Source organism: Paenibacillus liaoningensis (assembly GCF_059609455.1).
On the sequence record NZ_JCAALU010000023.1, the window covers coordinates 91,070 to 112,757 of the forward strand.

29 protein-coding genes, 1 tRNA gene and 1 pseudogene are annotated in these 21,688 nt (G+C 45.1%); 9 read left to right on the plus strand and 22 right to left on the minus strand.

Annotation, left to right across the window (positions count from 1 at the left end):
* Positions 1-161: 161 nt before the first annotated feature.
* A complete protein-coding gene (locus AC6B99_RS29340) occupies positions 162-365 on the minus strand; it encodes a hypothetical protein (RefSeq protein ID WP_081418934.1) in 204 nt (67 codons plus the stop codon).
* A 138-nt stretch (positions 366-503) separates the two neighbouring features.
* Between AC6B99_RS29340 and AC6B99_RS29345 the strand changes: the two genes are divergently transcribed.
* Positions 504-1,229 (plus strand): MBL fold metallo-hydrolase, encoded by a 726-nt coding sequence (locus tag AC6B99_RS29345; protein WP_056038780.1) that lies wholly within the window; start codon positions 504-506, stop codon positions 1,227-1,229.
* Positions 1,230-1,332: 103 nt separating this feature from the next.
* Here the strand turns inward: AC6B99_RS29345 and AC6B99_RS29350 are convergent, their stop codons facing one another.
* The 3 genes from AC6B99_RS29350 to AC6B99_RS29360 all read right to left on the minus strand — a co-directional run bounded on the left by AC6B99_RS29350 (position 1,333) and on the right by AC6B99_RS29360 (position 2,679).
* Positions 1,333-1,569 carry a DUF3892 domain-containing protein gene (locus AC6B99_RS29350; RefSeq protein ID WP_056039108.1) on the minus strand — a complete coding sequence of 79 codons (237 nt, stop codon included), beginning with the start codon at positions 1,567-1,569 and terminating at the stop codon, positions 1,333-1,335.
* Positions 1,570-2,222: 653 nt separating this feature from the next.
* The gene (locus AC6B99_RS29355; protein WP_081418935.1) at positions 2,223-2,417 is read right to left on the minus strand and encodes a sigma factor-like helix-turn-helix DNA-binding protein; all 195 of its coding nucleotides are present in this window, start codon (positions 2,415-2,417) and stop codon (positions 2,223-2,225) included.
* Complete coding sequence (locus AC6B99_RS29360; RefSeq protein ID WP_235533223.1) at positions 2,365-2,679, minus strand: hypothetical protein; 315 nt, start codon at positions 2,677-2,679, stop codon at positions 2,365-2,367. The genes AC6B99_RS29355 and AC6B99_RS29360 overlap by 53 nt, the downstream gene beginning before the upstream one ends.
* 192 nt (positions 2,680-2,871) lie before the next feature.
* Between AC6B99_RS29360 and AC6B99_RS29365 the strand changes: the two genes are divergently transcribed.
* Together AC6B99_RS29365 and AC6B99_RS29370 are read left to right on the plus strand one after the other, a co-directional pair.
* On the plus strand, positions 2,872-3,156 hold the full coding sequence (locus AC6B99_RS29365) for a WGxxGxxG family protein (protein ID WP_056038785.1): 285 nt from the start codon (positions 2,872-2,874) through the stop codon (positions 3,154-3,156).
* Between the two features lie 176 nt (positions 3,157-3,332).
* Entirely contained in the window at positions 3,333-3,851 is a 519-nt protein-coding gene (locus tag AC6B99_RS29370; protein WP_494865142.1) for a DUF3231 family protein, read from the plus strand.
* Positions 3,852-3,868: 17 nt separating this feature from the next.
* On the opposite strand, the gene AC6B99_RS29375 is transcribed toward AC6B99_RS29370, so the two are convergent.
* From AC6B99_RS29375 to AC6B99_RS29405, 7 genes are all read right to left on the minus strand, one after another.
* Positions 3,869-4,108, minus strand: coding sequence for a hypothetical protein (locus AC6B99_RS29375; protein WP_494865144.1), 240 nt, complete (start codon positions 4,106-4,108; stop codon positions 3,869-3,871).
* Positions 4,109-4,427: 319 nt separating this feature from the next.
* Complete coding sequence (locus AC6B99_RS29380) at positions 4,428-4,580, minus strand: hypothetical protein (RefSeq protein WP_155973320.1); 153 nt, start codon at positions 4,578-4,580, stop codon at positions 4,428-4,430.
* Between the two features lie 202 nt (positions 4,581-4,782).
* Positions 4,783-4,992 carry an ASCH domain-containing protein gene (locus AC6B99_RS29385; protein WP_496664863.1) on the minus strand — a complete coding sequence of 70 codons (210 nt, stop codon included), beginning with the start codon at positions 4,990-4,992 and terminating at the stop codon, positions 4,783-4,785.
* 314 nt (positions 4,993-5,306) lie between these two features.
* The gene (locus AC6B99_RS29390; protein ID WP_494865148.1) at positions 5,307-5,426 is read right to left on the minus strand and encodes a hypothetical protein; all 120 of its coding nucleotides are present in this window, start codon (positions 5,424-5,426) and stop codon (positions 5,307-5,309) included.
* Positions 5,427-5,445: 19 nt separating this feature from the next.
* Positions 5,446-5,841: a DNA methyltransferase gene (locus tag AC6B99_RS29395; protein ID WP_496664864.1), complete on the minus strand. Its 396-nt coding sequence runs from the start codon at positions 5,839-5,841 to the stop codon at positions 5,446-5,448.
* A 42-nt stretch (positions 5,842-5,883) separates the two neighbouring features.
* Positions 5,884-6,321, minus strand: a complete 438-nt coding sequence (locus AC6B99_RS29400; protein ID WP_494865155.1) for a hypothetical protein — start codon at positions 6,319-6,321, stop codon at positions 5,884-5,886.
* Positions 6,318-6,962 carry a phosphoadenosine phosphosulfate reductase domain-containing protein gene (locus AC6B99_RS29405; protein ID WP_496664865.1) on the minus strand — a complete coding sequence of 215 codons (645 nt, stop codon included), beginning with the start codon at positions 6,960-6,962 and terminating at the stop codon, positions 6,318-6,320. The genes AC6B99_RS29400 and AC6B99_RS29405 overlap by 4 nt, the downstream gene beginning before the upstream one ends.
* Positions 6,963-7,123: 161 nt before the next feature.
* On the opposite strand from AC6B99_RS29405, the gene AC6B99_RS29410 reads away from it, so the two are divergent.
* Positions 7,124-7,426, plus strand: a complete 303-nt coding sequence (locus AC6B99_RS29410) for a hypothetical protein (protein WP_494865161.1) — start codon at positions 7,124-7,126, stop codon at positions 7,424-7,426.
* 107 nt (positions 7,427-7,533) lie between these two features.
* Positions 7,534-8,355 (plus strand): annotated as a pseudogene (locus AC6B99_RS29415) (IS256 family transposase); the annotation flags it as partial.
* A gap of 495 nt (positions 8,356-8,850) precedes the next feature.
* On the opposite strand, the gene AC6B99_RS29420 reads toward AC6B99_RS29415, so the two are convergent.
* Complete coding sequence (locus tag AC6B99_RS29420; RefSeq protein ID WP_081418937.1) at positions 8,851-9,081, minus strand: helix-turn-helix transcriptional regulator; 231 nt, start codon at positions 9,079-9,081, stop codon at positions 8,851-8,853.
* A gap of 68 nt (positions 9,082-9,149) precedes the next feature.
* On the opposite strand from AC6B99_RS29420, the gene AC6B99_RS29425 reads away from it, so the two are divergent.
* Complete coding sequence (locus tag AC6B99_RS29425; protein WP_496664866.1) at positions 9,150-9,524, plus strand: helix-turn-helix domain-containing protein; 375 nt, start codon at positions 9,150-9,152, stop codon at positions 9,522-9,524.
* 522 nt (positions 9,525-10,046) lie between these two features.
* Here AC6B99_RS29425 and AC6B99_RS29430 read toward each other — a convergent pair.
* The 3 genes from AC6B99_RS29430 to AC6B99_RS29440 all read right to left on the minus strand — a co-directional run bounded on the left by AC6B99_RS29430 (position 10,047) and on the right by AC6B99_RS29440 (position 11,390).
* Positions 10,047-10,119: transfer RNA gene (locus AC6B99_RS29430), tRNA-Val, on the minus strand.
* A gap of 143 nt (positions 10,120-10,262) precedes the next feature.
* Positions 10,263-10,922 carry an expansin ExlX gene (gene exlX / locus AC6B99_RS29435; RefSeq protein ID WP_496664870.1) on the minus strand — a complete coding sequence of 220 codons (660 nt, stop codon included), beginning with the start codon at positions 10,920-10,922 and terminating at the stop codon, positions 10,263-10,265.
* Between the two features lie 222 nt (positions 10,923-11,144).
* Positions 11,145-11,390 (minus strand): YolD-like family protein, encoded by a 246-nt coding sequence (locus AC6B99_RS29440; RefSeq protein WP_046230532.1) that lies wholly within the window; start codon positions 11,388-11,390, stop codon positions 11,145-11,147.
* 1,197 nt (positions 11,391-12,587) lie between these two features.
* On the opposite strand from AC6B99_RS29440, the gene AC6B99_RS29445 reads away from it, so the two are divergent.
* Together AC6B99_RS29445 and AC6B99_RS29450 are read left to right on the plus strand one after the other, a co-directional pair.
* Positions 12,588-12,764, plus strand: a complete 177-nt coding sequence (locus AC6B99_RS29445) for a YjfB family protein (RefSeq protein ID WP_081418938.1) — start codon at positions 12,588-12,590, stop codon at positions 12,762-12,764.
* A gap of 187 nt (positions 12,765-12,951) precedes the next feature.
* A complete protein-coding gene (locus AC6B99_RS29450; protein ID WP_056038816.1) occupies positions 12,952-13,941 on the plus strand; it encodes an S-layer homology domain-containing protein in 990 nt (329 codons plus the stop codon).
* 122 nt (positions 13,942-14,063) lie between these two features.
* Here the strand turns inward: AC6B99_RS29450 and AC6B99_RS29455 are convergent, their stop codons facing one another.
* The 7 genes from AC6B99_RS29455 to AC6B99_RS29485 all read right to left on the minus strand — a co-directional run bounded on the left by AC6B99_RS29455 (position 14,064) and on the right by AC6B99_RS29485 (position 20,138).
* Positions 14,064-14,741: a uracil-DNA glycosylase gene (locus AC6B99_RS29455; RefSeq protein WP_056038819.1), complete on the minus strand. Its 678-nt coding sequence runs from the start codon at positions 14,739-14,741 to the stop codon at positions 14,064-14,066.
* A 27-nt stretch (positions 14,742-14,768) separates the two neighbouring features.
* The gene (rnhA, locus tag AC6B99_RS29460) at positions 14,769-15,431 is read right to left on the minus strand and encodes a ribonuclease H (RefSeq protein WP_056038823.1); all 663 of its coding nucleotides are present in this window, start codon (positions 15,429-15,431) and stop codon (positions 14,769-14,771) included.
* Between the two features lie 183 nt (positions 15,432-15,614).
* The gene (locus AC6B99_RS29465) at positions 15,615-16,247 is read right to left on the minus strand and encodes a Bax inhibitor-1 family protein (protein ID WP_494865175.1); all 633 of its coding nucleotides are present in this window, start codon (positions 16,245-16,247) and stop codon (positions 15,615-15,617) included.
* A gap of 191 nt (positions 16,248-16,438) precedes the next feature.
* Positions 16,439-16,852, minus strand: coding sequence for a LysM peptidoglycan-binding domain-containing protein (locus AC6B99_RS29470; protein ID WP_056038829.1), 414 nt, complete (start codon positions 16,850-16,852; stop codon positions 16,439-16,441).
* Positions 16,853-16,950: 98 nt separating this feature from the next.
* Complete coding sequence (gene abc-f, locus AC6B99_RS29475) at positions 16,951-18,870, minus strand: ribosomal protection-like ABC-F family protein (protein WP_496664867.1); 1,920 nt, start codon at positions 18,868-18,870, stop codon at positions 16,951-16,953.
* Positions 18,871-19,170: 300 nt separating this feature from the next.
* Positions 19,171-19,314 (minus strand): RAxF-45 family protein, encoded by a 144-nt coding sequence (locus tag AC6B99_RS29480; RefSeq protein ID WP_200931651.1) that lies wholly within the window; start codon positions 19,312-19,314, stop codon positions 19,171-19,173.
* Positions 19,315-19,397: 83 nt separating this feature from the next.
* Complete coding sequence (locus AC6B99_RS29485) at positions 19,398-20,138, minus strand: Fic family protein (protein ID WP_496664868.1); 741 nt, start codon at positions 20,136-20,138, stop codon at positions 19,398-19,400.
* 244 nt (positions 20,139-20,382) lie between these two features.
* On the opposite strand from AC6B99_RS29485, the gene AC6B99_RS29490 reads away from it, so the two are divergent.
* The gene (locus tag AC6B99_RS29490) at positions 20,383-21,498 is read left to right on the plus strand and encodes an acyltransferase family protein (protein WP_496664869.1); all 1,116 of its coding nucleotides are present in this window, start codon (positions 20,383-20,385) and stop codon (positions 21,496-21,498) included.
* Positions 21,499-21,688: the final 190 nt, after the last annotated feature.

Below are 21,688 nucleotides of genomic sequence, written 5' to 3' on the forward strand. Positions count from 1 at the left end.
GCTGTTACAGAAACTTTTTCAGCCCTGTACCAGCGCTATATTTTGTCTCCAGCATAGGCGGGTGCTCTCCCTTTTTTCAGACGATCATTTACAGGGATTTAAGCAGCATGCCCGTGCGAAAAAAATTGTAGAAATGCGCGGTTGCCTGGGAAATATTCGGGTTAATGATACGTACGGGTGAGCACGCAAGGAACCCCTTTTCCAACTGCGCCCGGCTCGGACATTCGGTCCAAATACGCGAGTCCCCTTGCACAAGGTGTCGGACACACTTCGCAGACTGGGGATAGCACCAATTTGTAGTGGTACTGTTTCCGTTCACCTGACGGTTGTTTCTTCTTAACGTTTTTGCCTTTTCCTTTGCTCATTGATGCTCTGTCCTCCCTGCCGGATCTTGCTCATGCATTATATGTAGCTACCCGGCAAAGGGTATCTCTATTTGTCAGTTTGCCATTCATTTGATACATTGGATGTAGCGAGATGATTTCTATGACGGGGGTGTTCCAATGAATATACAAATGATCGGAACTGGGAGTGCTTTTGCCAAGAAATATGATAATAACAATGCGTTAATTGAGGTGCCTGGGTACAAGCTGCTGGTCGATTGCGGCATTACGCTGCCTAAGGCGCTGCACGAGACGAATCGTTCGTTCGATGAGCTGGATGCTGTGCTGATCAGCCATATTCATGGCGACCATGTGGGCGGGCTGGAGGAATATGCTTTTCAGATGATGTTTCTCTATGGAAAAAAGCCGGTGCTGTACATCGCCTCCTCGCTAGTAGAGCCGCTGTGGGAGCAGACGCTGCGCGGCGGGCTGACGCAGGGACCGCTTCAATCCATTAATGACTTCTTTGAAGTGAGACGGCTCGAGGAAGGCGTAGAGCATGAGCTGCATCCGGGCTTGAAGGTGAAGCTGCTTCAAACCGAGCATATTGTGGGGAAAGACAGCTATTCGTTTATTTTCAATCAGCAATTTTTTTATTCGGCAGATATGAAATTCAGTCAAGCGTTGCTGGAGCAGCTTGTTGAGGATGGCGTCGATACGATTTTTCACGACTGCCAGCTAATTGCGCCCGGTGTTGTACATGCCTGTCTCGACGAGCTGCTGACACTGCCAGAGCTGCTGCAGGAGAAGGTGTGGCTCATGCATTACGGGGATACGATGGAAAATTACATAGGCCATACGGGGAAAATGCGCTTCGTTCAGCAGCGTGAGATTTATACGGTGTAGGTACGAGTCGCAGAAATGATCAGCAACCATAACAAAAAGAGCCTGACGCTTTTTCGCGTCAGGCTCTTCTTGCTGCTGGCTATGCTTAGCTCAGGCTTGCCGTTTAAAACATCGGAAGCTGGTCCAAATTGTTTGTAGGATCGCCGTCCGCGTCGCCACGGATATACGTTTCACCATCTCTGCCTTTGAAAGCATTCACACCAGCGATCTGCCCTGCCTGCACCTCTTGCAGCGCCGTCTGGTAATCCAGTACACGGCCCGATGATGTTTTAAAACTCGTCAGGTCACCGTCGCCATTTTTCTGTACCGCTACAATATGTTCTCTTTCCCCGCCAGTCATTTCATTTGTGCTCATTCAAAGCTCGCCTCCTTCGGATTGTGAGCGGCAATTACCGCCCGCCACTCGGCATTCAATCGATAGGATGCGTAGCTTTTGAAAATTTTATACGGCATGATGCAAATATTAATCAGAAACAAAAAAGACCGAAAACCCTTGTTATAAAAGGATTCTCGGACCTTCTTTACTGTATGATCTGTAGTGGGCTCGAACCACTGACCCCTACCCTGTCAAGATAGTGACAAGGTATTACCATAGCTTCCTTTGACCTCCTAGAGCTTGCTGGCATTGCATTTCCCTCATTTGTTAATAGTCTTTGTCTTCCTGTTCCCACCCCTACTTTTCACTATTGCGGCACCAACTTTCGCGCCAATTTTTTAATGGTGTGATGCCTTGATATTAAAGGGAAAATAGTGATTATTGGGGTGGGCCTCCTATATTAAAATTTAGCCTCTCCTTCCATCCATCTAAGGAATACACTTTTCGAAACTTTCTTCATTCTCCCGATCCTCAATACATGGTATTGTCCCGAGTTCATCAAATCGTAAGTTTGCCTCTCGCCAATCCCGAGTAACTTTTGTATGTCGGATGCCACTAGCACGGATGGATATTGTTCTGTGCTTGTATATTCTTCTGGCATAGTATAAACGCCCCTTTCAAAATAATGTACCTTCCCAGCCTTTTGACACTTTTTCATGAGCTCTCTTTATATAGGTTGAAACACTACTTTCGGAGAGTTTGAGCATCCGTGCAATCTGTTGATGCGGTATCGCATGCCCATGAGCCATTACATAACATTCACGCTCCTGTGGGCTTAATCTCCAATACTTCCTCCAGCGCCTTTTTCTCATCCTCAGTGAGTGACGATCCGCTCCGACTATTAACCGGATTCGCAAAGCTCTGCATAATCATCGGGTCCAGCAGCACGGTATTTTGATACACGCTGCGCCGCTCAATGCCCCTGCGCGTACCTGGCTGCTCGCCTCCAGTAGCTCGGGATTGTCGTGTATGTTGCCGATGACCTCTATTGACTCTCTGTCGACCACATAAAACCCCAACCCAATTCGATGACATAATCTCTTTTACAATGCGGGCATGTGACGATATCGCCAATTCCAAACTCTTCTGGCACTGTCGTTCCCTCCCATGTATTTCTGTATTCTTCAATCCATTTCGGAAGGCTGATTCTATAGGCTTTTTTTCGCATCTAGATCATAATGATTTTTTATCGAGAACAGAATATTTATTTTCCCCGTAGGGAAACATATACTCGTGATAAATTCAAAACAAGGAGCGATTAATGTAATGAAAAAATTATTCCCGTTGCTATTCACCTTAGTAATTCTGTCATCTGCACTGTCTATTCCTGCCTTTGCGCAAGGAACGCCAAGCCTTTCCCATGCAACAAACAACAGCCAGATGAACAGCTATGGAACAAACAATAATACAGAAGGTAACACAAATCTTAACGCGAACAACTACCGAACAAATGCCACGACTGATGATAATGATTTTGATTGGGGCTGGCTCGGATTGCTTGGCTTGGCCGGACTGTTTGGTTTAAGAAGCCGTGATCGGGAACGCACCTAAAAAATTAACCAAATAATTTTTCCAAAAACCCCTGCTTAAAACCAGGGGTTCTGTATGTTTGGCAGCCTCAGCTAGAAGTAATTTCAAAAATCAAAATATACGCAGAATTGCATATTTATCTGATCTCTGAGCAAATTAATTCAGTAAAAATCAAGGAATGAAAAGGAGCAAATTAAATGGGCATTTTAAGCGGTAATCCAAAAGACGAACCTATGCACTATGGTGAAATCTACGGTGTGTGGCAAGCTTCAATGGTAGCAAAAGGAATCGTGTCATGTTACCAAGCGTTCATGAACCATGCCGGCGACAAGGACCTCAAGAAAATCTTGGATGCACTTATCGACCAAGCGAAGCTTGAGATCAGAGAACTGGACGAATTACTTACTAACAATGGGATTGCGCCTGCTCCTTTATTAGCGGAAAGACCACCAGTTAAACTTGAGGATATCCCAGTTGGTGCGAGATTCACTGATCCCGAGATTGCTGCTGCTATCTCCGCAGACACGGCTGCAGGAATCGTTGCATGCAGCCAAGCTATGACGCAATCGTTAAGGGAAGATATTGGTGCATTATTCGCTAAATATCATCTCTCGAAGACAGGTATTGCTGTTCGTATTTTGGAAATGAATAAAGAAAAAGGTTGGCTAATTCCCCCTCCGCTCCAATTAAAAAGACCTGAGCCAGTAAATGCTTAATTTTATCGATCCTGCTTTCATAAAGCAGGATCTTTCTTTTCAGATAAATGGTCATTTCCGTCGACTTCATAGACCTGCGGGTATACTTTTTTCGCATATCCATGAACGTCATTCGTTTTAACCGTGCCCGACTTTACGTTTATATGCATGTGGGCTTTGCTCGCTACGTCTCTAATCCACGCCGCATTTTCTAATATTTCCTTGTCACTCATATCCGTGATGCGATCTAACTTTTTCAAAGTTTCCTGCCTGTTCATCTGTCGTTCCCTCCCATTTGTCACCTCACTTAGGGCGTTAACATACATTGTTATTGCCTACACACTTGAAAAGGATGGTAACGATTTGGATAATAGGATGGCATGGGAACATCATTTGAAATTAGCCTCTACGTATAAGATGCTTGCTGATAAATATGAATATATAGATCATCCGTTACACGTTTACTATGGAGGCGAATATAGAAAACATCTAAGTGAAGTTGAAAAGCATTTCCTTGCTATGCATCAGATGCACCCTTCTTGAGCGGCCAATAATGGCTGCTTTTCTTTTTTTACCCTCCTCTATGCACTTCATTATTCATTGTGTTGTATCGTTGAGTTGGCGGTAATTCTCGAATTCTCCGCCCTCACCTTCGCATACCGGACATTCAAATGCTGTATTGTCCAGTTCGTACAAAACGCCTGCTCCGTCGCATAAAAGGCAGTTCACAAATTTATTGCCTTCCGTCATGATCAGCCCTCCTAGTACCTGTTAGCCTGACTCTCGCCTGAACTGATTATAAAAATGACTCGCTGGCATCGTATGCTTGTCCGTGTCGTAATCGGTACGTCGGTAATGGATATCGCCGTCTACGTCCTCGTACATCGCGAATACCAGCTCGACGTCAGATATGCTCTCGAAAAAGTAATATAGCTTCTGTCGGATGTAGATTTTACGGCCCATCAGTATCCTTTAGCTTGATCATCCCCATTAAGCTCCCAGGCGTAACGGCCTTCCTCATACCAACCAAAATTGACTTCTGGCTTCCAGCATGAATTGCTAGTGCCCCCCGATGCTTCGTCGGCCAACCGCGCGTTTCGTATTGCTTGGCACCAATCGCGATTAGTGTCGCCCATGGCTGTATGATCGTAATAGCTTTCATTTTGTGCTCCACCTCCACAGCTAAAACCCCAATTTTATCCAATATATCAAATGCACAATCGAATCAATTAAACTTTGAATATAATAGATTAATTGACGGAAAGGAGATGATTTGAATGGGATACGAATATGCCAAAAAGAAAAAGGTTAAAGTTATATTTGTTAAACCTGGTCAAAAAATTCTTATTATCGGAAAGAAGCATTGGAAAAAGAAACCTCATTGCTAAGCTTGTGGAGTGCTTGCTCATACAAGCGCTCTTACATACTCGATCCGGACTATCATTTTAAGCTTGCTCCTTTCCCCTCTATAGGGGGTTATAATTGCAGCATCTGCTGAACGTTAGCCGTCCGGCGTTCAGCTATTTCCACGTATTGCGGCCCGATCTCGATGATCGTACATTTTCGCCTGTGTTTATGCACCACTTCTAAACTCATGCCACTCCCGCCGAATGGATCAAATACCTTGTCGCCAACCGAGCTGCCTGTTCCACACGGAGCGTTTATTCCGGAAGCCAAAATACTTCACATCTACTCTATCTTCTCTATGCTGCTTGCTCTTACCAGGCATGTCTCCTTCATTAACCTTTCGAGCAAAACTGTATGCCGCACCTACTGCCTTCATGGTCCCGTTCGTTTTGGCGCCTCCGTTTGCGCGATTTGATCCAGCTTGCCCCTCGAAATCCTGTGACAATCCCACAATGCTAGATGCTGCCATTGGTTCCTTAATCGCTTCGGCGTTGTAGTAATATTTTTCCGATTTTGACATGAGGAACACGTATTCATGAGCCTTTGTAGGGCGATCCCTGACGCTCTCCGGCATGCAGTTAGGCTTATGCCAAATGTTGTCCATTCTGAGATACCAGCCGTCTGCTTGGAGCGCGAATGCCACACTTCACGGTATGCCTATTAAATCTTTTGGCTTAATACCCTTATTAACAGAAACTCGGCAGCGCGAGCCGCCCTTTTTGGGATTTGCTGGGTCTGGCCAATTCTGATCGGCGCTATTAGGCCTAGATGCATAACTATCACCGTAATTAAGCCACAGTGTCCCATCGTCCCGCAACAGGCGCCATACTTCCCGAAATACATGCACCGTATGAGCCACAAACATTTCCGGCGTAGGATCCAGCCCTAGACAACCGCGCCATGCTGGTACTGGTACCGTCACCGCAGGCAAGCCGGGCATGGGAGTATAAGTCACTTCCGGCCAATCGCTCGGCGGTATACCATAATCCCGCAGCCCCCAATACGGAGGCGACGTGACGCATACCTGAAACTGCCCTGCCTCCATAACAGGCACTACAATGATGTTGTCGCCCTGTATGATCATTGCTTGTCCTCCTCTCTGTATGGAGCTATAGCCCCGTGCTGCAGGTCGTTTTTACTACCCATGATGCAAAACACGCACGACAAACGCTCATTGCCAACAGCGTAAGCCCAGAAAGGCTTTTGTCCAGCATCCGCAATTGCTTGGAATACCTCTGCTGTCTTCCATTCGAAAATCGGCATCCAGTCCCACACGTCGCGGTGTCCACAGCTCTCAGCAGCGTTATAGCGGAACGGCTCCTTCTTCGCTCTGGCCGTTGATTCAGCAGCCCGAATACCCATGCAGTTGATGGCGATTTTAAGACCACGGTCCTTGAGATAGTGCCTGATAAACTTCATAATCGGCGCCCGTTTTAAATCGCTGGTACATTGCCTGTGTTTAGCTGACGGCCACATACCGCGGGCATCGACCATTTCAAGAAAATCTTTATTTGCTTTAACTACAAATACCTCATGGCTTGTGTTTTCAAGGATATGATCTTGAACCCCCTGCCACTCCACGCAGCCCAGATCAGCATGGACCACGACAATCTGATGGGCAGGAACTATGACCTTTAGGTGGTCGTACATGGCTTGACTATCCTTACCGCCGCTATGGCTGCAGAAGAATATTGCTCCTTCGTCGATTAAAGCCTGAATTACCAAAACTCTCACCTCGTTTCTATGCTGTATGGAGCTATAGGGCTTAAAACAATCTAGCTACACTTCTGGAGCGATGCCCCTTATATTGGTGTTTTGAACAAACACATTATTTTTTCAGGCTTGGTAAGAATAAGAAAGAACGACCAAATACAAGGAGTGATAAAATGCCAAAGGTAGACGTCGATGTACCAGGTGTACCTGGAGTTTATGTCGAATTTGAAGGTGACGTCGAAGAGGTTAAGGCTTCATTGTTCGTTTTAGGACAGGAGGTTGGTCATAGAACAATCAATGTTGATCCAACTCGTAGTGATGGATATAGCTATTACAGTGAAGAGTCGGGAGCACCCGGCGGTTTTAATTTAAAATTAGAAGTATGGGTGCATTGGGCAACACGCGTATTGACCCTTGTTGTTTTGTATAAAAGCCCTCTGGGAAAAGGAAAAACAGAAAATAGAACGACATGGTAAGCAATCCTAATCGTTTTAAACCCAATTTCCGAGTCTGTAAAATATTCTGTGTAAACTCTCAAACCCTATTACAATAGAAGAAAGGCTGGTTTGAGAGGATGGCACCGATGGCGAGATTCAATAAGGAACAAGTGAAGGCATTTGTGAAGGAAAACAACCTCAAAACGATGGAAGATGTGCAGTCGGCCTTGAAGGAGCTATTTGCAGAGACGCTGCAATCCATGCTAGAGGCTGAGCTCGACACGGAGCTGGGCTATGAGAAGCATGATGTGAAAAGCAAAGCGACACGTAATAGTTGTACCGGGAAAACGAAAAAGACGGTAACGAGCGAGTACGGCGAAATGGAGATAGCCGTGCCTCGTGATCGTCATGGTGAGTTTGAGCCCGTTATTGTAAAGAAGCATCAGTCCACCGTCACCGGTATTGAAGACCAAATCATCGCGATGTACGCGAAAGGTGTCAGTACGAGGGATATTCAAGATCACCTCCATCATTTGTACGGAATAGACGTCTCACCAACCATGATTTCAAACGTGACGAACAAAATCGTCCCCCTCATTAAAGAATGGCAGAATCGGCCGCTGCAAGGCATCTACGCAGTCGTATTTATGGATGCAATTCATTACAAAGTGAAACAAGACGGCGCCATTGTGAATAAGGCAGCCTACATGGTCATTGGCATCGATTTAGATGAAAACAAGGACGTATTAGGCATGTGGATTGGGGAGCACGAGTCCGCTAAATTTTGGCTCAGTGTATTAAACGAGCTTAAAAACCGTGGTGTACAGGACACTCTGATCACCTGTGTGGATAACCTCACAGGCTTCTCCCAGGCCATCTCCGCCTGCTATCCGAACACCGAGATTCAGAAATGCATCATTCACCAAATCCGTAACTCCATCCGTTACGTCTCCTACAAGGATCTAAAAAATGATGTCAGTTACAATATTTATATCAGTCTCCAATTTTGAAACTGATTCTTTTTTCGTTTCACTCATACATGCTTTTCTCCTCTCTCTTACATTCGTCCCATTACTACCTAGAAGACCAAGTATTTCGAGTATCAACACTTAAATCATCTGCCGCCGCTGCAACGGTGGCTTTTTCATTGCTATCTGACATAATGAATGTTCCTCCTCTTATGATTACTATGGTTTGTAGTTATCTTCTTGTTCCCGCTTCCAATCATCCTCTCTTAACGTCAATGTTTCATCCGCTTTCATACTAAGACTTTCTCGGATTCTCCGTTCAGCTGCCGCCACTTCTTCCGAAATGATTGTTCTTATGGATAACTCAATTGAAATATCCAGCTTACAGCCCCCTAAATCGTATTTTAAATACATTTTATAGGCAAAAAAATAAGCACACCTTTACATCCTATTTTAAATACAGTATTATGAATTTGTCGTATTAATAATACTGTTTTATAGATCAGGAAATAAGACTCTCGGCTCGCCTTTTAGTCGGTCGCAAATTCTATTCATTAGTTTAACACTTGGATTTACACGACCGTATTCTAAGCTTCGGATATGATCAACATGTACTGATAACTCAGAAGCCAGTGCTTCTTGAGTCAACCCCTCATCAACCCTAGCTTTTTTGAGTTCGACTCTTTTCAATTTGTCACCACCTTGTTTATTCGTTGTGATCATCATGCATTGTATTTCAAATACAGTCAACAGTATTTTTAATACAATTTATTTCGGAAGGATGTAAAGTTATTATGTCACTAGGAAGCCGTATTAAAGTTCTAAGAAAATCCCTCTATCTTACACAAAAACAAATTGCGGATAAGTTAGGGATGGGCAATTCCAATTTCGGGCACATCGAAAATGACAGAGTAACGCCTACTAGCAAAGATTTAGACACCCTAGCGGAAATTCTCGGGACTTCTACGGATTACCTTTTAGGACGCGAGGAACAAATTCAAGCCCCTTCTTGGGCAACAGAAAACGACATTTTTGATTTAAAAAGGTTGTTAGAAGCTGATGGTGAAGTGCTATTTGATGGCGCGCCAATAAGTAAGGAAGACAAACTTAAAGCAAAAGAATTTCTAACAGTTCTTTTTTGGGAAAGTAAGAAGAAGCAAAATAAATAGCAAAAAAAATGCATAACACTCTATGATCTTGCGCTTCCACCGCTGCGAGGCGGTTTCTTATAGACAAAAAAAGAACATACGTTCTGTTGAGGGGAATGAAATGCCAAAAGGTAGCATCGAAAAGAGAGGAGAAAACACTTGGAGATTACGAGTCGATTTATTAAATTTCACGGGCTACGACACAGTTCAGGTACTCTAATGTTAGAAGATGGCGAAGATGATGCAGCTAACTTTGATTCCCTTCTCATTGCGATTCAGCGTAGACTAGGGCATGCCAGGTTATCGACCTCAGCTGACACTTACATGCATATCACCAAAAAAGTTAGACAACGCACAGCGAATAAATTCGATAAATTTTCTAGAAAAAGTACACAAGATTGATCCTGAATAGTCTTATAAAATCAATTAGCAAAGAATCCGTCCCCAGAATGTCCCCAGATCGCTTTTCACTGACAGTAAGCAAAAAATTGAAAAAACCCAAGAAACCATATATAATGCGGCTTCTCAGGCTTTTTCTTTGTATGATCTGTAGTGGGCTCGAACCACTGACCCCTACCCTGTCAAGATAGTGCTCTCCCAGCTGAGCTAACAGATCGTATATTAGCGACGTTTATTAATATACCAAGCTTGAGCGGAAAAGTCAACCATTTTGCTATTATTTTTTTTGAGCTTCAAAAAAAGCTTCGTCCTCCAATCAACCGGAGAATGAAGCTTTTTGTTTTCAGCCTATGCTCCATTTCAGCTCGGGAATTGAACATTTCCCGGAACTATATAAGCGCCTGATGTACCGTTTGCTGGAAGTGCGGGAATCGTATCCAGAACCGCTTTCCCGCGAATATCGGTTATCCGAACCTGCAGCGGGCTTGTCCCCATGTTCGTGCCCAAGAAATGGTTATAGTCCATTTTCTCCAGATTGATCCACGCGCCAGCCTTCTTATATTCCATTTTCATGACCGGATAAAAATGATTGCGTACTTGAATGGCTGCCCACCACTGGCTGCTGCCTTCCTTCACCCGGTACGAAAAATTGCCGGTTATCGGCGCTTTCACGACTTTCCATGAAATATTGATTTTGCCTGCCGATATTTCCCCAATTTTAGCAAAAGCGTTTGGGGACAAGTCAAGCGCTCCCGGAGCGCCTTCCGGGTACAAATCGGTGACATAAACGACCGTTTTGCCCTTAGGCCCTGTAACCTCCAAGTAAGCGCCCGCAAGCGCCGCTTTGACCCCATTGTAATTCATATCAGTCGGATTTAAGGCCGTTATTTCCATATTCGGATTAATCGGATCAAGCAGTACTGCACCGCCCGAATATCCCGAGCCTGTATATGTCGCATAGCTTGTACGCACATCGTTCCAAGCTGCAAACGCCTGCACCGCCGGGTACAAAACGAACATCGCAAGACAAACGATTCCAAATTTGACTACACCGTTCTTTTTTTTCATAACAGAAACCTCCTCCACATTTTTGAAACCCTAAATCTACCAGTAGAGTCCATTCTAAGTGGTGAGGAGGAATATTTGCTAGCACTTTCGATACTTCTTTTCTAGCATTTTAATGACATTTCCCAACAATACTAGACTTTATTCGTCAAAAACAAGGAGCGTCTGCCGCTTCGGCTAGCTTGCGTTATTGTTCACCTTCATAATATCCATGAACGGAATTTTAGTAATTTCTTCACCTTTCGCTACGTGCACCAGCCTCGTCCGGGAATCCATTTTTACAATTAGCCCCGCAACGGGTTCTTCCCAGTTCCACACCTCAAAAAGCAGCTCAATACCCTCTTGATACGCTTCAACCAGGCGCTCTCCGAGCTCCTCCAATTCAAACTCATCCCTTGTCGGGCGCTTTGGTTTCTTTGCCATTACTTCCGTCTCCATTCTATGTTTTAGTACATGACCTTCATTTAACTCATGCCTTTTTCAACCCATCTTTAAATCATACCCTTTCTTCAAAGCATTTGTCATGGAGATTATGAAATTAGGCAAAAAAGCATCCCCCTGCCATAACATGGCAAGGGGATGCTTCTTCTCTATTTTTAACTTAGAACGCATGGTTAAGGAAATACTGATTAGGTCAGGATGGAACTAAGCCGCTTCTATTACCACATACAGGAGCAAATGATGATAACCAATAGAATGAACAGTACAAGAATAGCGCCTGGGCTTGTGAAAGCACCGCCTACTTTATTTCCGCAGCCACCGTATCCTGGACCTACTCCTACATTTCCTACTTCATATCCCATTTCGTTGCTCATCTCCTTTTTTTAAGGTACACAGCATCATATGGTCAAAAGCCAAAAAGGGTTGGGCTTTCAGGCAAAATGGGTATTTGCCTCGATGGACGGGTGCCGCTGCTTCTTTTTTTAATTTTCCGTTTACATTACGTTCATTCCCAGATAATTAAACAGGTGCATACTGACTTTAAGCAGGAGGTGATTCACCCATGTATTATGAAGAAGATCGCGTACCGTTCGATGCGCCAGATGAAGTCATTGTCAAAGAGGAGAAAAAAGAATAAGGAAACGCCAAGGCTTCCCGGACACAATGGGAGCTTTTTTTATTTTATTTTCAGCTTCGTTTCAGTGCAGTTTCAGATGGTTAATCCATACTAGCAACATACTCCCTTTTAATATATTTTTGGGCCCGCTTGAATAGCGGGCTACTTTTTTGCCTATTTTCAAAAAAAATGATCAGATGGCCTTGAAATATAAATTTAATGTTGTTATCAGTTGGCATTCATTTTATTTTAAGGTTGGCTGCCTATACTAATCACATGACCCCCCACTATTTATATAGTTAATCCTTGACGACTCGCCTTCCGGCGGGTTCTTTTTTTTGCTTAAAGATGCGTGCGTGAATGGCCATTTATATCATAGAAAAAAAGCATTAAGCTAAAAATCAGCTTCGTTTCATTTCTATTTAAGGTGCGAGGCGCATACTGACTTTACTCTCTTTTCGACATATATGGTTGTGACCCGCAGCGATGCGGGTTATTTTTTTGCCTAATTGTATTCATCCCTCCGCCATGCTTGCCGATAATAAAGGTGGAGGTGGTGAATAATGGATATAGCAGCATTATCAACGTCACTTAGTCAAGCATCACTCGGCACGGCTGTATCGGTTCGCATGCTGGATATTGGCCAAGACCAAATGCAAGTGCAGGCACAAGGACTTATCAAAATGATGGAGCTCAGTGTAAATCCAAATGTCGGCAGCCTACTAGATATTAAAGTATAGGATAGGCAAGTGTGGAGCGGGAAGGTCAATCCTTCCCGTTTTTTCATGTTGTAAAGAAAATAGTACGCTTGCTAATTAGCCTATAAGCGAACAAATGAATCGATTTTACTTCGTTCTGCAACAATAAAAGAAATAGCAACGTCTGGGATGATATAAGAAAGCGAAAAAAATAAAGAGGTGACTGGAAATGAAGAAAAAACCACTACTGTTAACCCTTATCTTGACCATGATGATGCTGACAATTGGACAAAGTGCCTGGGCCTTCAACGATGTCAAAAATGACCCGAATGCCAAAAAAATTGAAGCGCTCCAGCAGCAAGGCATTATTTCCGGGGACAAAGACGGCAATTTCCGCCCGCAGGGCAAACTGACTTATGCAGAAGGAATCTCCATGATTGTCAAAGGACTTGAGCTTAACTTCGATCATATTCGTTTCATTAAGCAGCCGCTGGCAGCCGACTATTATACGAATATTAAAGATGACAAATGGTACTCCCAAGCTTTCATCATCGCCCATTTCTACGATCTTGGTGTAGCTAAAGATGTGAAAGCAAATGACGTGATGACTCGCGAGCAATTCGCGCAGCATTTGTTCAAAGCGATTGACAATAAAGTGACTTATGCCATGATTGAAATGTATGTGATGCTTAATGATGAGGCCGATGTAAATCCAGATTTTATGGGCAATATCCAAAAGCTGCTCCTCAGCAAAATCGCAACGCTTGACGCAAAGCAAAATTTTTACCCAACGGCTTCCATTAAACGCAGTGATGCTGCGGCATGGCTGCATGATGGAATTGCATTTATGAAGGAAATGAAGGAAAATGAAGCACCTGCTACGGGAAATGAGCCAACGGATAACCCTTTCACAGATGCAAGATTGACCGTTACGCCAGTCAATGCTGAAGTCAATAAAGTGACGGTAACAGCAACGGTGCCTCATCCAGGCTATGGCATTCAAATTTCCGGCATCACGTTTGATGGCGACCAAGCCACTATTAAGTTAGAGCGCACGGAGCCTAAACCCGATCAAATGTATCCCCAAGTGATTACAGAAGTACAGGTTACAACTTATGTAGATGCTAAATTCAAGCCCGTTCTTCCAACAGCCGCTAATGCCGTTTCAGGCAGCTCCGCTGCTGCTCCTGCGGGCAGCAATACGTCTGTCGCTTCCTAATAATTGAAGCTGAAGAGCTTCAGCTAAAACCATTTTAAAAAGCCGCTGAACTACGCGTAAGCCATTACGCAAGTTCAGCGGCTTTTGGTTTGTGAATGAATGCGGTTATACAGCTTGAAAAATTATAATGCCGGTATACTCCAATCGATTTCTCGCTCTCCCAGCTCGTTCAGATAACCATTTGCTTGCGAGAACGGCTTGCTGCCGAAAAACCCGCCACGGGCAGACAATGGACTAGGATGTACGGACGTAATGATTTTATGCTTGTCCGTGTCAATGAGCTCCAGCTTCTTCTGGGCGGGATTTCCCCATAAAATGAATACGACCGGACGCTCGCGTTCATTAAGCGCAGTGATGATACGGTCAGTGAAGGTTTCCCAGCCCTTCTTCTTATGCGAGTTGGCTGCGGCCGCTTCCACTGTCAGCACCGTATTTAGCAGCAGCACCCCCTGCTCTGCCCAAGCTCGCAGCGAGCCATGGGATGGAATCGGGCAGCCCAAGTCTGCATGAAGCTCCTTATATATGTTGCCCAGCGACCTTGGCACCGCAACTCCTGGCTGCACGGAGAAGCTCAGGCCATGCGCCTGGCCTTCTCCATGATAAGGATCCTGTCCTAAAATAACGACCCGCGTTCCTTCATAAGACGTGTAATTAAGCGCATTAAACACATCCTCCTGCTTCGGATAAACGGTTTTGGTGCTGTATTGCTCCGTCAAGAAAACTTCTAATTTCTTGAAGTAGGGCTGTTCAAATTCAAATTGCAGCTTAGCTGCCCAATCATTGTTCAACTGCTGAAACACCGCGTAGTCCCCTCTCTATGTATAACGTTATTTTCTCCCAAAATCTGCTTTAATTTCTCCCCATTCCTCAGTGTTCCATTTGAGCACTTTATTCGGATAGGTGTTCGTCTTGAGCCATCTCTCCGCTTCGTCTGTCAGCGCCCAAATTTTTGCTGTAGAGGCATCTCTTACGAGGGTCGATGCGACCTTCTTATTACGCAGCCAGCTGAGTGCCGTTCTGGAGTCGCTGTATACCGTTCTCTCGCTGCCCTTCTGCTTCAAATAGGCGAGTGCATGCACAACGGCGATAAATTCACCGAGATTGTTCGTACCATTCGGAATCGGCCCTACATAAAATAAAATTTCGCCTGTCTGCGTATCGACTCCCTTGTACTCCACTGGACCCGGATTGCCCCGCGTACCGACATCTACAGAGATGCTGTCATAATCGATTTCTCCGGACTCTTGCGGCTTGGAAGCCGTTTTCTTAAAACCGCCCGAGCTGCTGCTTGCGCCGCCTGCCGTGCTTTTCCCCTTGCCCCAGTGGCTGCGCCAGCCCTCCTTGAAAGCGGCCTCCGCCAGCGCCTTGGATTCAAAGGACTTATATTTCGCATCCTGAACGCCATTCACCTGCTCCTGGCATTCCTTCCATGTTGCGAATACGCCTGCTTGCTTGCCTACCCAAACGACATAATATTTTGATTTCGCCATTAGCTTGTTCTTACCACCTTTACCAAACGTCCATCCTTCTATTAAATCGAAAAATGCGGCTCCTGTCCACCCGGATGACAGAATCAAACAAGGTGAAACGGCTGTCGCCGTCCTTTGGCGGCGCGGTGCGTTTCAAAAAAAGCGACCAGCAGCGCTGATCGCTCTTCCTTGAAAATCACGTCCTTAGTCTCGGCTAGCACCAAGGAAACGCAGAATGAACAGAAACAGATTCACGAAGTCAAGATAAATGCTCACGACGATCATCGGAATGTCCTCATCGCTAAAGCCTTGACGAGTAAGACGCGAGAAGTCAAACAGCGTCCAACCGATGAAGATCAAAATACCGAAGCCGGATACCATCAGCTCTGTTGTACCCGAGAAGGGGAGGAACAAGCCGACGAGTGTCATCAGTACAAGTACAATAGTGGAAGCGAACAAGAAGCCGCCGAGGAATGAAAAATCCTGCTTCGACTTAATCGCGTAAAGCGCCGTACCGCCAAATGCAAGAATCGCAACGCCAAGACCTTGCAATACCAGTGAAGCGCCCAGCATGCTAATATAGCTTACAATGACGAAATACATCGTCAAGCCGGATACGAACATAAAGCTGTACATCAGCGTGTAGCCGATCGATTTCTTTTTTCGTAAAAAGAGCAGTGCAATCAGAAGTCCAATTTCCACTATATACAGCGGCATAGCCAGTACAGGCGGAACAACCTGACCGATTAAGAAGCCGACCAGCGATACGAGCAGTGAAAGAAATAAGACCCGAAAAACTTTCGGCAATAACAGTTGCGAAGAACGAATCGTATCCATAAAATAAGCTCCTTTACTATTAATTTAGTTTATTCTATTAGCTATTTTACACCAATTCCTTGAATAATAACACTATATGTAAGCATAGCTTTTCAAAAATCACAATGTTTATCACTTGAATATTTACAGATAAAAGAAATAAGCCGCCAGATCACAGCGATCGGCGGCTTATTGTTATTTTCAAGTAAAGATTAGGAATGCTGCCCGGGATACATCATGGGCTGAGTTTGCTGGCCGCCAACCGCCGTCTCCGAATATGTCTTTTGACACATCATATTAGAAATTCGCGGAATGTATACCATTTCCCCTGCTTTTAATTGAGCCGGGTTCACATGGGGATTGGCTTCCTCCATGATCGCATGAGGAACGTTGTATTTATGACAAACTGCCGCTAGCGTCTCCCCATGCTGGGCTTGGTGCTGAGCGTATATCATGTCGTCCGAGTTGCCTTCTCTGAAGAAAGGGAACAAAAATGGTGAAAAGAAGAAAAATGGGAACAAGAAACGGTTAGGGAAAAAAGGATGAGGGAACGGACGAAAGAAAGGACGGCCGAACCCACCACCAAAGCCACCACCAGGAACAAATGCACGATCTGTACGATCCATAACAAAACCTCCGTTTTTTTATATAGTCATTCGTCTATATAGAGTATTGTTTTGGGCGCCATTGGTGACAACTTTTTTGAAAATTTTCCAAATATGCACTAGCTCGACAGCTCCAGCCACTGCTCCAAACGCTGATCCAGCCTCGTTTGCAGCTCTTCCCGTTCCCTCCATTGCTTCTCAAGATTTTCCGTGTCGCCCATGCGATCCAATCGTTCCAGCTCGGCATCAGCTATTGCAATTTCGGCTTCAAGCTTAGCTATCTCCTGCTCCATATGCTCCAGTTTGCTTTCAGCAGGTGCCGGACTTCCATTTGAGCGTGGCTTTTCTATACCTGCACCTTTAGCTGTTCTCGCCTCTCCCTTGGCGGATGAATTTGCTTGAGCAAGCCGTTCCTCCCGCTTCGCTTTAAAATCATCATAGTTGCCAAGATAAGTGGCGACCTTTCCTTGTTCCAGCTCCCATACCCGCTTAGCCAAACGATTGATGAAATAGCGGTCATGCGAGATCGCAAGCACCGTGCCGGGGAAATCCTCCAGCGCCTCCTCCAATGCTTCGCGCGATGCGACATCCAGGTGGTTAGTCGGCTCATCTAGCAGCAGCAAATTTGGCTTGCGTCTTACAAGCAGCGCAAGCCGCAGCCGTGACCACTCTCCACCAGAAAGCGCTGCGAGCGGCTTAAATACATCCGCCCCATAAAATAAATATTTAGCCAGCACATTCCGTGCTTCGCCTTCCTCCAAGCCGCCCTCCAGCCGGAAATGCTCCAGCACCGTTTGCTTATTGCCCTTTAACGGCTCCTGCTGCGCCAAATACCCGATTTCCAAGCGCGTTCCCTGCGCCACTTGCCCGCTGTCCGCTTCCATCACCCCTAGCAGCAGCTTAAACAGCGTCGTTTTCCCGGAGCCGTTATCGCCAAGCAGCACGACTTTCTCGCCATACAGCAGGCTGCCTTCTGCCTCCCGTAAAATTATTCGTTCACCAAACTGCTTCGTCAAACCTTCAAACGAAATAACGTTGCGTCCGGAACGGTCAAGTGGCGACAGCTCGAACTCCGCTGTATTCGGCTCCAAAACGGGGCGCTTCACCATTTCCATCCGCTCTAGCGCCTTGCGCATCGACGCCGCACGCTTGAAAAACTTCTCATTGCCGCCAATGCGGCCCCATTCTTCCAGCTGGCGAATCGTTTCTTTCATTTTGCGAATGACTTTCTGCTGCTCTTGGAACTGGGCAAATTGCTGAAGCAGCCGTTCCTCCTTCTCTTTCAGATAACCGCTATAGTTGCAGTGATAGGTATGGGCTTCGCCATCCTCCAGTTCAATCATCTTTGTGCCGACGGTATCGAGAAAATAACGGTCATGCGATACGATGACACAAGCGCCTTCATAGTGCTGGATGAATTGCTCCAGCCATTCAATTCCTTTGAGATCTAGGTGGTTCGTCGGCTCATCCAGCAGCAGCAAATCCGGACGGACGACGAGCTGTGAAGCTAGAACGATGCGGGTTTTCTCACCGCCCGACAAGCTGCTGAAGCTCCGCTGATCGTAGCTGCGGTCAATGCGCAGGCCGCTGGCAACCTGATCAATCGCCGTATCCATGTCGTAGCCGCCGCCCTGCTCGAATTTTTCCTGCGCAAGGGCGTATGTTTTCAATAGCCTCTCCAATTTCACAGCATCATTTGCCGCTTCTTCCCCCGCCATCTCGCGCTCCAGCTCCGACATTTCCTGCCTGCAGGCCATCAGCTCCCGAAATCCGTAGGCCATTACCTCATATACGGTAAGTGATTCGAACGCAGCAGGTATTTGCGGCAAGTAGCCGATTTGCAAATCCCTCTTTACAGTCAGCATCCCATCGTCAACCTGCTCATGTCCGGCAATCAGCCGGAGAAGCGTCGATTTGCCACAGCCATTGCGGCCTATGAGCCCTACTTTCTCTCCCTCCTGAAGCTGAAGCGTTACGCCATCCAGCACCAGATTTGCCGCGTGGTATTTTTTTATTTGTTGTACATTTACAATAATCATTTGAAGAGCCTCCTATTTGATGAGGAAGACCCTAGCTTGAAAACACAAGCAAAAACGACTTCGTCGTCCTTCTAGGACGAGCGAAGAGCTTTGTCGGAGAATTCTAAGTGAATATAAGGATAAAACTTATAAATGCTTAGAATTCAAGGTGAAACGGCTGTCGCCGTCCTCTGGCGCGCAGCGCGTTTCATTCCGAGAATTATAGAGAAAGGATAGAAACATCACATACTTTCCTATAATTCAAAAAGAGCCGCAGCAACAAGCCTGCGACCCTTCGAATGGCAAAGCAATCCGTTGTGGTTAAGGTAGGCGTCTTCTCGCGAATGGTATATCCGTATCGTTAAAAATGGACAGACTGATCCCGTTCGCGGAAAATGCATGAACAATGCCAGCCATAGCAATCGGCAGCTGGCTAATACGGTTATTGACCAATTCGTGATTCACCTACCTCACCTCCCTTTATGTTAGTGTTTTTACTTTATCATAGATTATGGTGCTGTGGCAATTTCAAAAATAGATGCAAACATTTATTTCACCGCAGAAATGTATGTTCGTAAACTCTCCTCTACACAATCAGCAATTAAGGCGATGAAGGGCTCCAACTGGTCATTGCTGCTGGCTTCTTCCAACGTCTCATAATATTTCAACCTTGCATCTGCGGCTGCTTTTACAATGGCAGGAGGAAATCCATGCTGCATTAAAACCAAATTCATCAATAAACGAGCCGTACGCCCGTTGCCATCTGCAAACGGATGGATAAAAACGAACTGAAAATGGAGCCTGGCTGCTAATTCAACAGGATGCAGACGGTTATGCTGCTCTTGATACCAATGCAGCAAACTTTCCATTTTTTCAGGTACAAATACATAAGTCGGTGGTATGTGCTGCGATCCAGATATTCGAACATTAATGGAGCGGTAACGTCCTGCATTCTCGTCGTCAATATTTTTCAATACTAAATGATGAATAGATTTAATTACTGATTCCGTTATAGTCATATTACGATGCACGATGTCTTGTACATAACTAATCGCTTCAGAATGATTAATGACTTCGAAATGCTCTCTAAGCTTTTTACCGCCAATGGTTAGACCTTCCTCCAGCACCAGCTTTGTTTCCAAGAGCGTTAACGTATTTCCCTCGATTGCATTTGAGTTGTAGATCCACTCTACTCGGTAAACCTCCTCTAAATTCCGGACGGCCGCGGAGGGTAAGGGTCTTAGACTGTCGAGCTCTTGCTTTAATTCATTGATTTGTTGGAAATCCATCCTCTCACTCCTTTGAATAAACATAACCGTTATACCAAATTGATTTGAAAAAGCACCCTCTTTTCCATACGGCTAAATATATCCATACTATATCTGATTTGGATAGGGGTTTCAATTAACAAGGCCTAGCGCGGATACTAGTAAACATTCATCTTCAGCAAAAAAATACGCAATTCCCCGCCAAAATTCACATTGAAACTTCCTTTTTCAAGTGATACAATTTGTATCAAATAAAGAGGAGTGGGTGAGTCTGATTAAAAAGGAATTAGTTAATGAAATTTATTGGCTGCGAGCAATTGCCTGTTTATTTGTCATTTTAAACCACGCTTTGGGCAATAATTTGGCGTTGTATTTCAGCGGGCAGGAAGGGATCGCCTTCTATTTGCTCAAAATTTTTCAAATGGCCATTTTATTTGGCACCGGGACATTTGTATTTATATCTGAATTTTTGAATGCCAAAACGTATCATGGCAAACCGCCACAAGGCTTTTTTCAAAAAAGGGCGCTCTTTTTGCTTATTCCGTTTCTGTTCATGAGCTTCATTTTTGCTATTTTTGATACGGCTCAAAATGGTGCCTTTACGTTTGCCTCCTATTCCATCGAAGCGGTCAAAAATATTTTTCTAGGCGATTTCGTGCTTTGGTTCATCCTATTGCTATTCCAAATTCATATTCTCCACTTTCTCTTTAATCGATATGCCAGCAAGCTTAAACCGCTAACGGTTATACTCGCTTCATTTGTGCTGAACTTCGGTTATTTAGCTTATTTCAGCGCGACATCAGCCCCAGGCTCATCCGCTGTCACTACATACATTTGGGAAAGAGGCTACTGGCTGCTCGCCGTCGGCTGGATTTTTTATTTTACCTTGGCCTATTATGCTGGAAGGCATTTTGAACAGGTGAAGCAATATATTAGCAGACAAGGCGTCTGGCTGTTTGCGATCATCCCCGTCTGCTTCATTGCCGTGATGGGCTTTCAGCAGCAAGGCATTTTCACCATTATATCCTCGAAACGCCCCGATATGATGCTTTATACGATCGCCATGATTGGGCTGATCCTCTATCTATCAGGTAAAACCCGCTCCGTGCCGAGATTCATTATGCTCATCAGTAAATATTCGTTCAGCCTCTACTTATTGCACATGATCGTCATGAAGCTGCTGCTCCAGTTTTTGCCGAAAACAAATTTCGCCGTTTCGTTTGTTGTTTGTTATGTGGGGAGCATTGCCGTCAGCCTAGTTATCGCCAACCTGCTCAATCGTTTCTCATTCGGAAAATATTTAGTCGGCAACTTGTTGAAGACGCCAAAGCAAGGTGCTTCGGCGAAGCCGGCGCTGCAAGTGGGAGAACGTGCAGTTTAATCTTTCAAATAAAAGCCCCAACTACCAGAAAAAACATCTGGCGGTTAGGGCTTTATCTGCTGTGAACTGCTTTTAATAAGAAGAACCATTATTTGTCGATTTCCACTCCAATTCCGGAGTTTGCTGCTTTAGCTCTTACAGTTCATTCAACCGTTCAATGGTTATAAACTTGAAACCAACGGATTTGATG

What these genes read in the sequence shown, in the direction of transcription:
- AC6B99_RS29340 (WP_081418934.1), bottom strand. Translation starts at nt 365, where the DNA reads ATGAGCAAAGGAAAAGGCAAAAACGTTAAGAAGAAACAACCGTCAGGT.
- AC6B99_RS29345 (WP_056038780.1), top strand. Translation starts at nt 504, where the DNA reads ATGAATATACAAATGATCGGAACTGGGAGTGCTTTTGCCAAGAAATAT.
- AC6B99_RS29350 (WP_056039108.1), bottom strand. Translation starts at nt 1,569, where the DNA reads ATGACTGGCGGGGAAAGAGAACATATTGTAGCGGTACAGAAAAATGGC.
- AC6B99_RS29355 (WP_081418935.1), bottom strand. Translation starts at nt 2,417, where the DNA reads ATGAGAAAAAGGCGCTGGAGGAAGTATTGGAGATTAAGCCCACAGGAG.
- AC6B99_RS29365 (WP_056038785.1), top strand. Translation starts at nt 2,872, where the DNA reads ATGAAAAAATTATTCCCGTTGCTATTCACCTTAGTAATTCTGTCATCT.
- AC6B99_RS29370 (WP_494865142.1), top strand. Translation starts at nt 3,333, where the DNA reads ATGGGCATTTTAAGCGGTAATCCAAAAGACGAACCTATGCACTATGGT.
- AC6B99_RS29375 (WP_494865144.1), bottom strand. Translation starts at nt 4,108, where the DNA reads ATGAACAGGCAGGAAACTTTGAAAAAGTTAGATCGCATCACGGATATG.
- AC6B99_RS29380 (WP_155973320.1), bottom strand. Translation starts at nt 4,580, where the DNA reads ATGACGGAAGGCAATAAATTTGTGAACTGCCTTTTATGCGACGGAGCA.
- AC6B99_RS29385 (WP_496664863.1), bottom strand. Translation starts at nt 4,992, where the DNA reads ATGAAAGCTATTACGATCATACAGCCATGGGCGACACTAATCGCGATT.
- AC6B99_RS29390 (WP_494865148.1), bottom strand. Translation starts at nt 5,426, where the DNA reads ATGAGTTTAGAAGTGGTGCATAAACACAGGCGAAAATGTACGATCATC.
- AC6B99_RS29395 (WP_496664864.1), bottom strand. Translation starts at nt 5,841, where the DNA reads ATGGACAACATTTGGCATAAGCCTAACTGCATGCCGGAGAGCGTCAGG.
- AC6B99_RS29400 (WP_494865155.1), bottom strand. Translation starts at nt 6,321, where the DNA reads ATGATCATACAGGGCGACAACATCATTGTAGTGCCTGTTATGGAGGCA.
- AC6B99_RS29410 (WP_494865161.1), top strand. Translation starts at nt 7,124, where the DNA reads ATGCCAAAGGTAGACGTCGATGTACCAGGTGTACCTGGAGTTTATGTC.
- AC6B99_RS29420 (WP_081418937.1), bottom strand. Translation starts at nt 9,081, where the DNA reads ATGATGATCACAACGAATAAACAAGGTGGTGACAAATTGAAAAGAGTC.
- AC6B99_RS29425 (WP_496664866.1), top strand. Translation starts at nt 9,150, where the DNA reads ATGTCACTAGGAAGCCGTATTAAAGTTCTAAGAAAATCCCTCTATCTT.
- exlX (WP_496664870.1), bottom strand. Translation starts at nt 10,922, where the DNA reads ATGTTCGTTTTGTACCCGGCGGTGCAGGCGTTTGCAGCTTGGAACGAT.
- AC6B99_RS29440 (WP_046230532.1), bottom strand. Translation starts at nt 11,390, where the DNA reads ATGGCAAAGAAACCAAAGCGCCCGACAAGGGATGAGTTTGAATTGGAG.
- AC6B99_RS29445 (WP_081418938.1), top strand. Translation starts at nt 12,588, where the DNA reads ATGGATATAGCAGCATTATCAACGTCACTTAGTCAAGCATCACTCGGC.
- AC6B99_RS29450 (WP_056038816.1), top strand. Translation starts at nt 12,952, where the DNA reads ATGAAGAAAAAACCACTACTGTTAACCCTTATCTTGACCATGATGATG.
- rnhA (WP_056038823.1), bottom strand. Translation starts at nt 15,431, where the DNA reads ATGGCGAAATCAAAATATTATGTCGTTTGGGTAGGCAAGCAAGCAGGC.
- AC6B99_RS29465 (WP_494865175.1), bottom strand. Translation starts at nt 16,247, where the DNA reads ATGGATACGATTCGTTCTTCGCAACTGTTATTGCCGAAAGTTTTTCGG.
- AC6B99_RS29470 (WP_056038829.1), bottom strand. Translation starts at nt 16,852, where the DNA reads ATGGATCGTACAGATCGTGCATTTGTTCCTGGTGGTGGCTTTGGTGGT.
- abc-f (WP_496664867.1), bottom strand. Translation starts at nt 18,870, where the DNA reads ATGATTATTGTAAATGTACAACAAATAAAAAAATACCACGCGGCAAAT.
- AC6B99_RS29485 (WP_496664868.1), bottom strand. Translation starts at nt 20,138, where the DNA reads ATGGATTTCCAACAAATCAATGAATTAAAGCAAGAGCTCGACAGTCTA.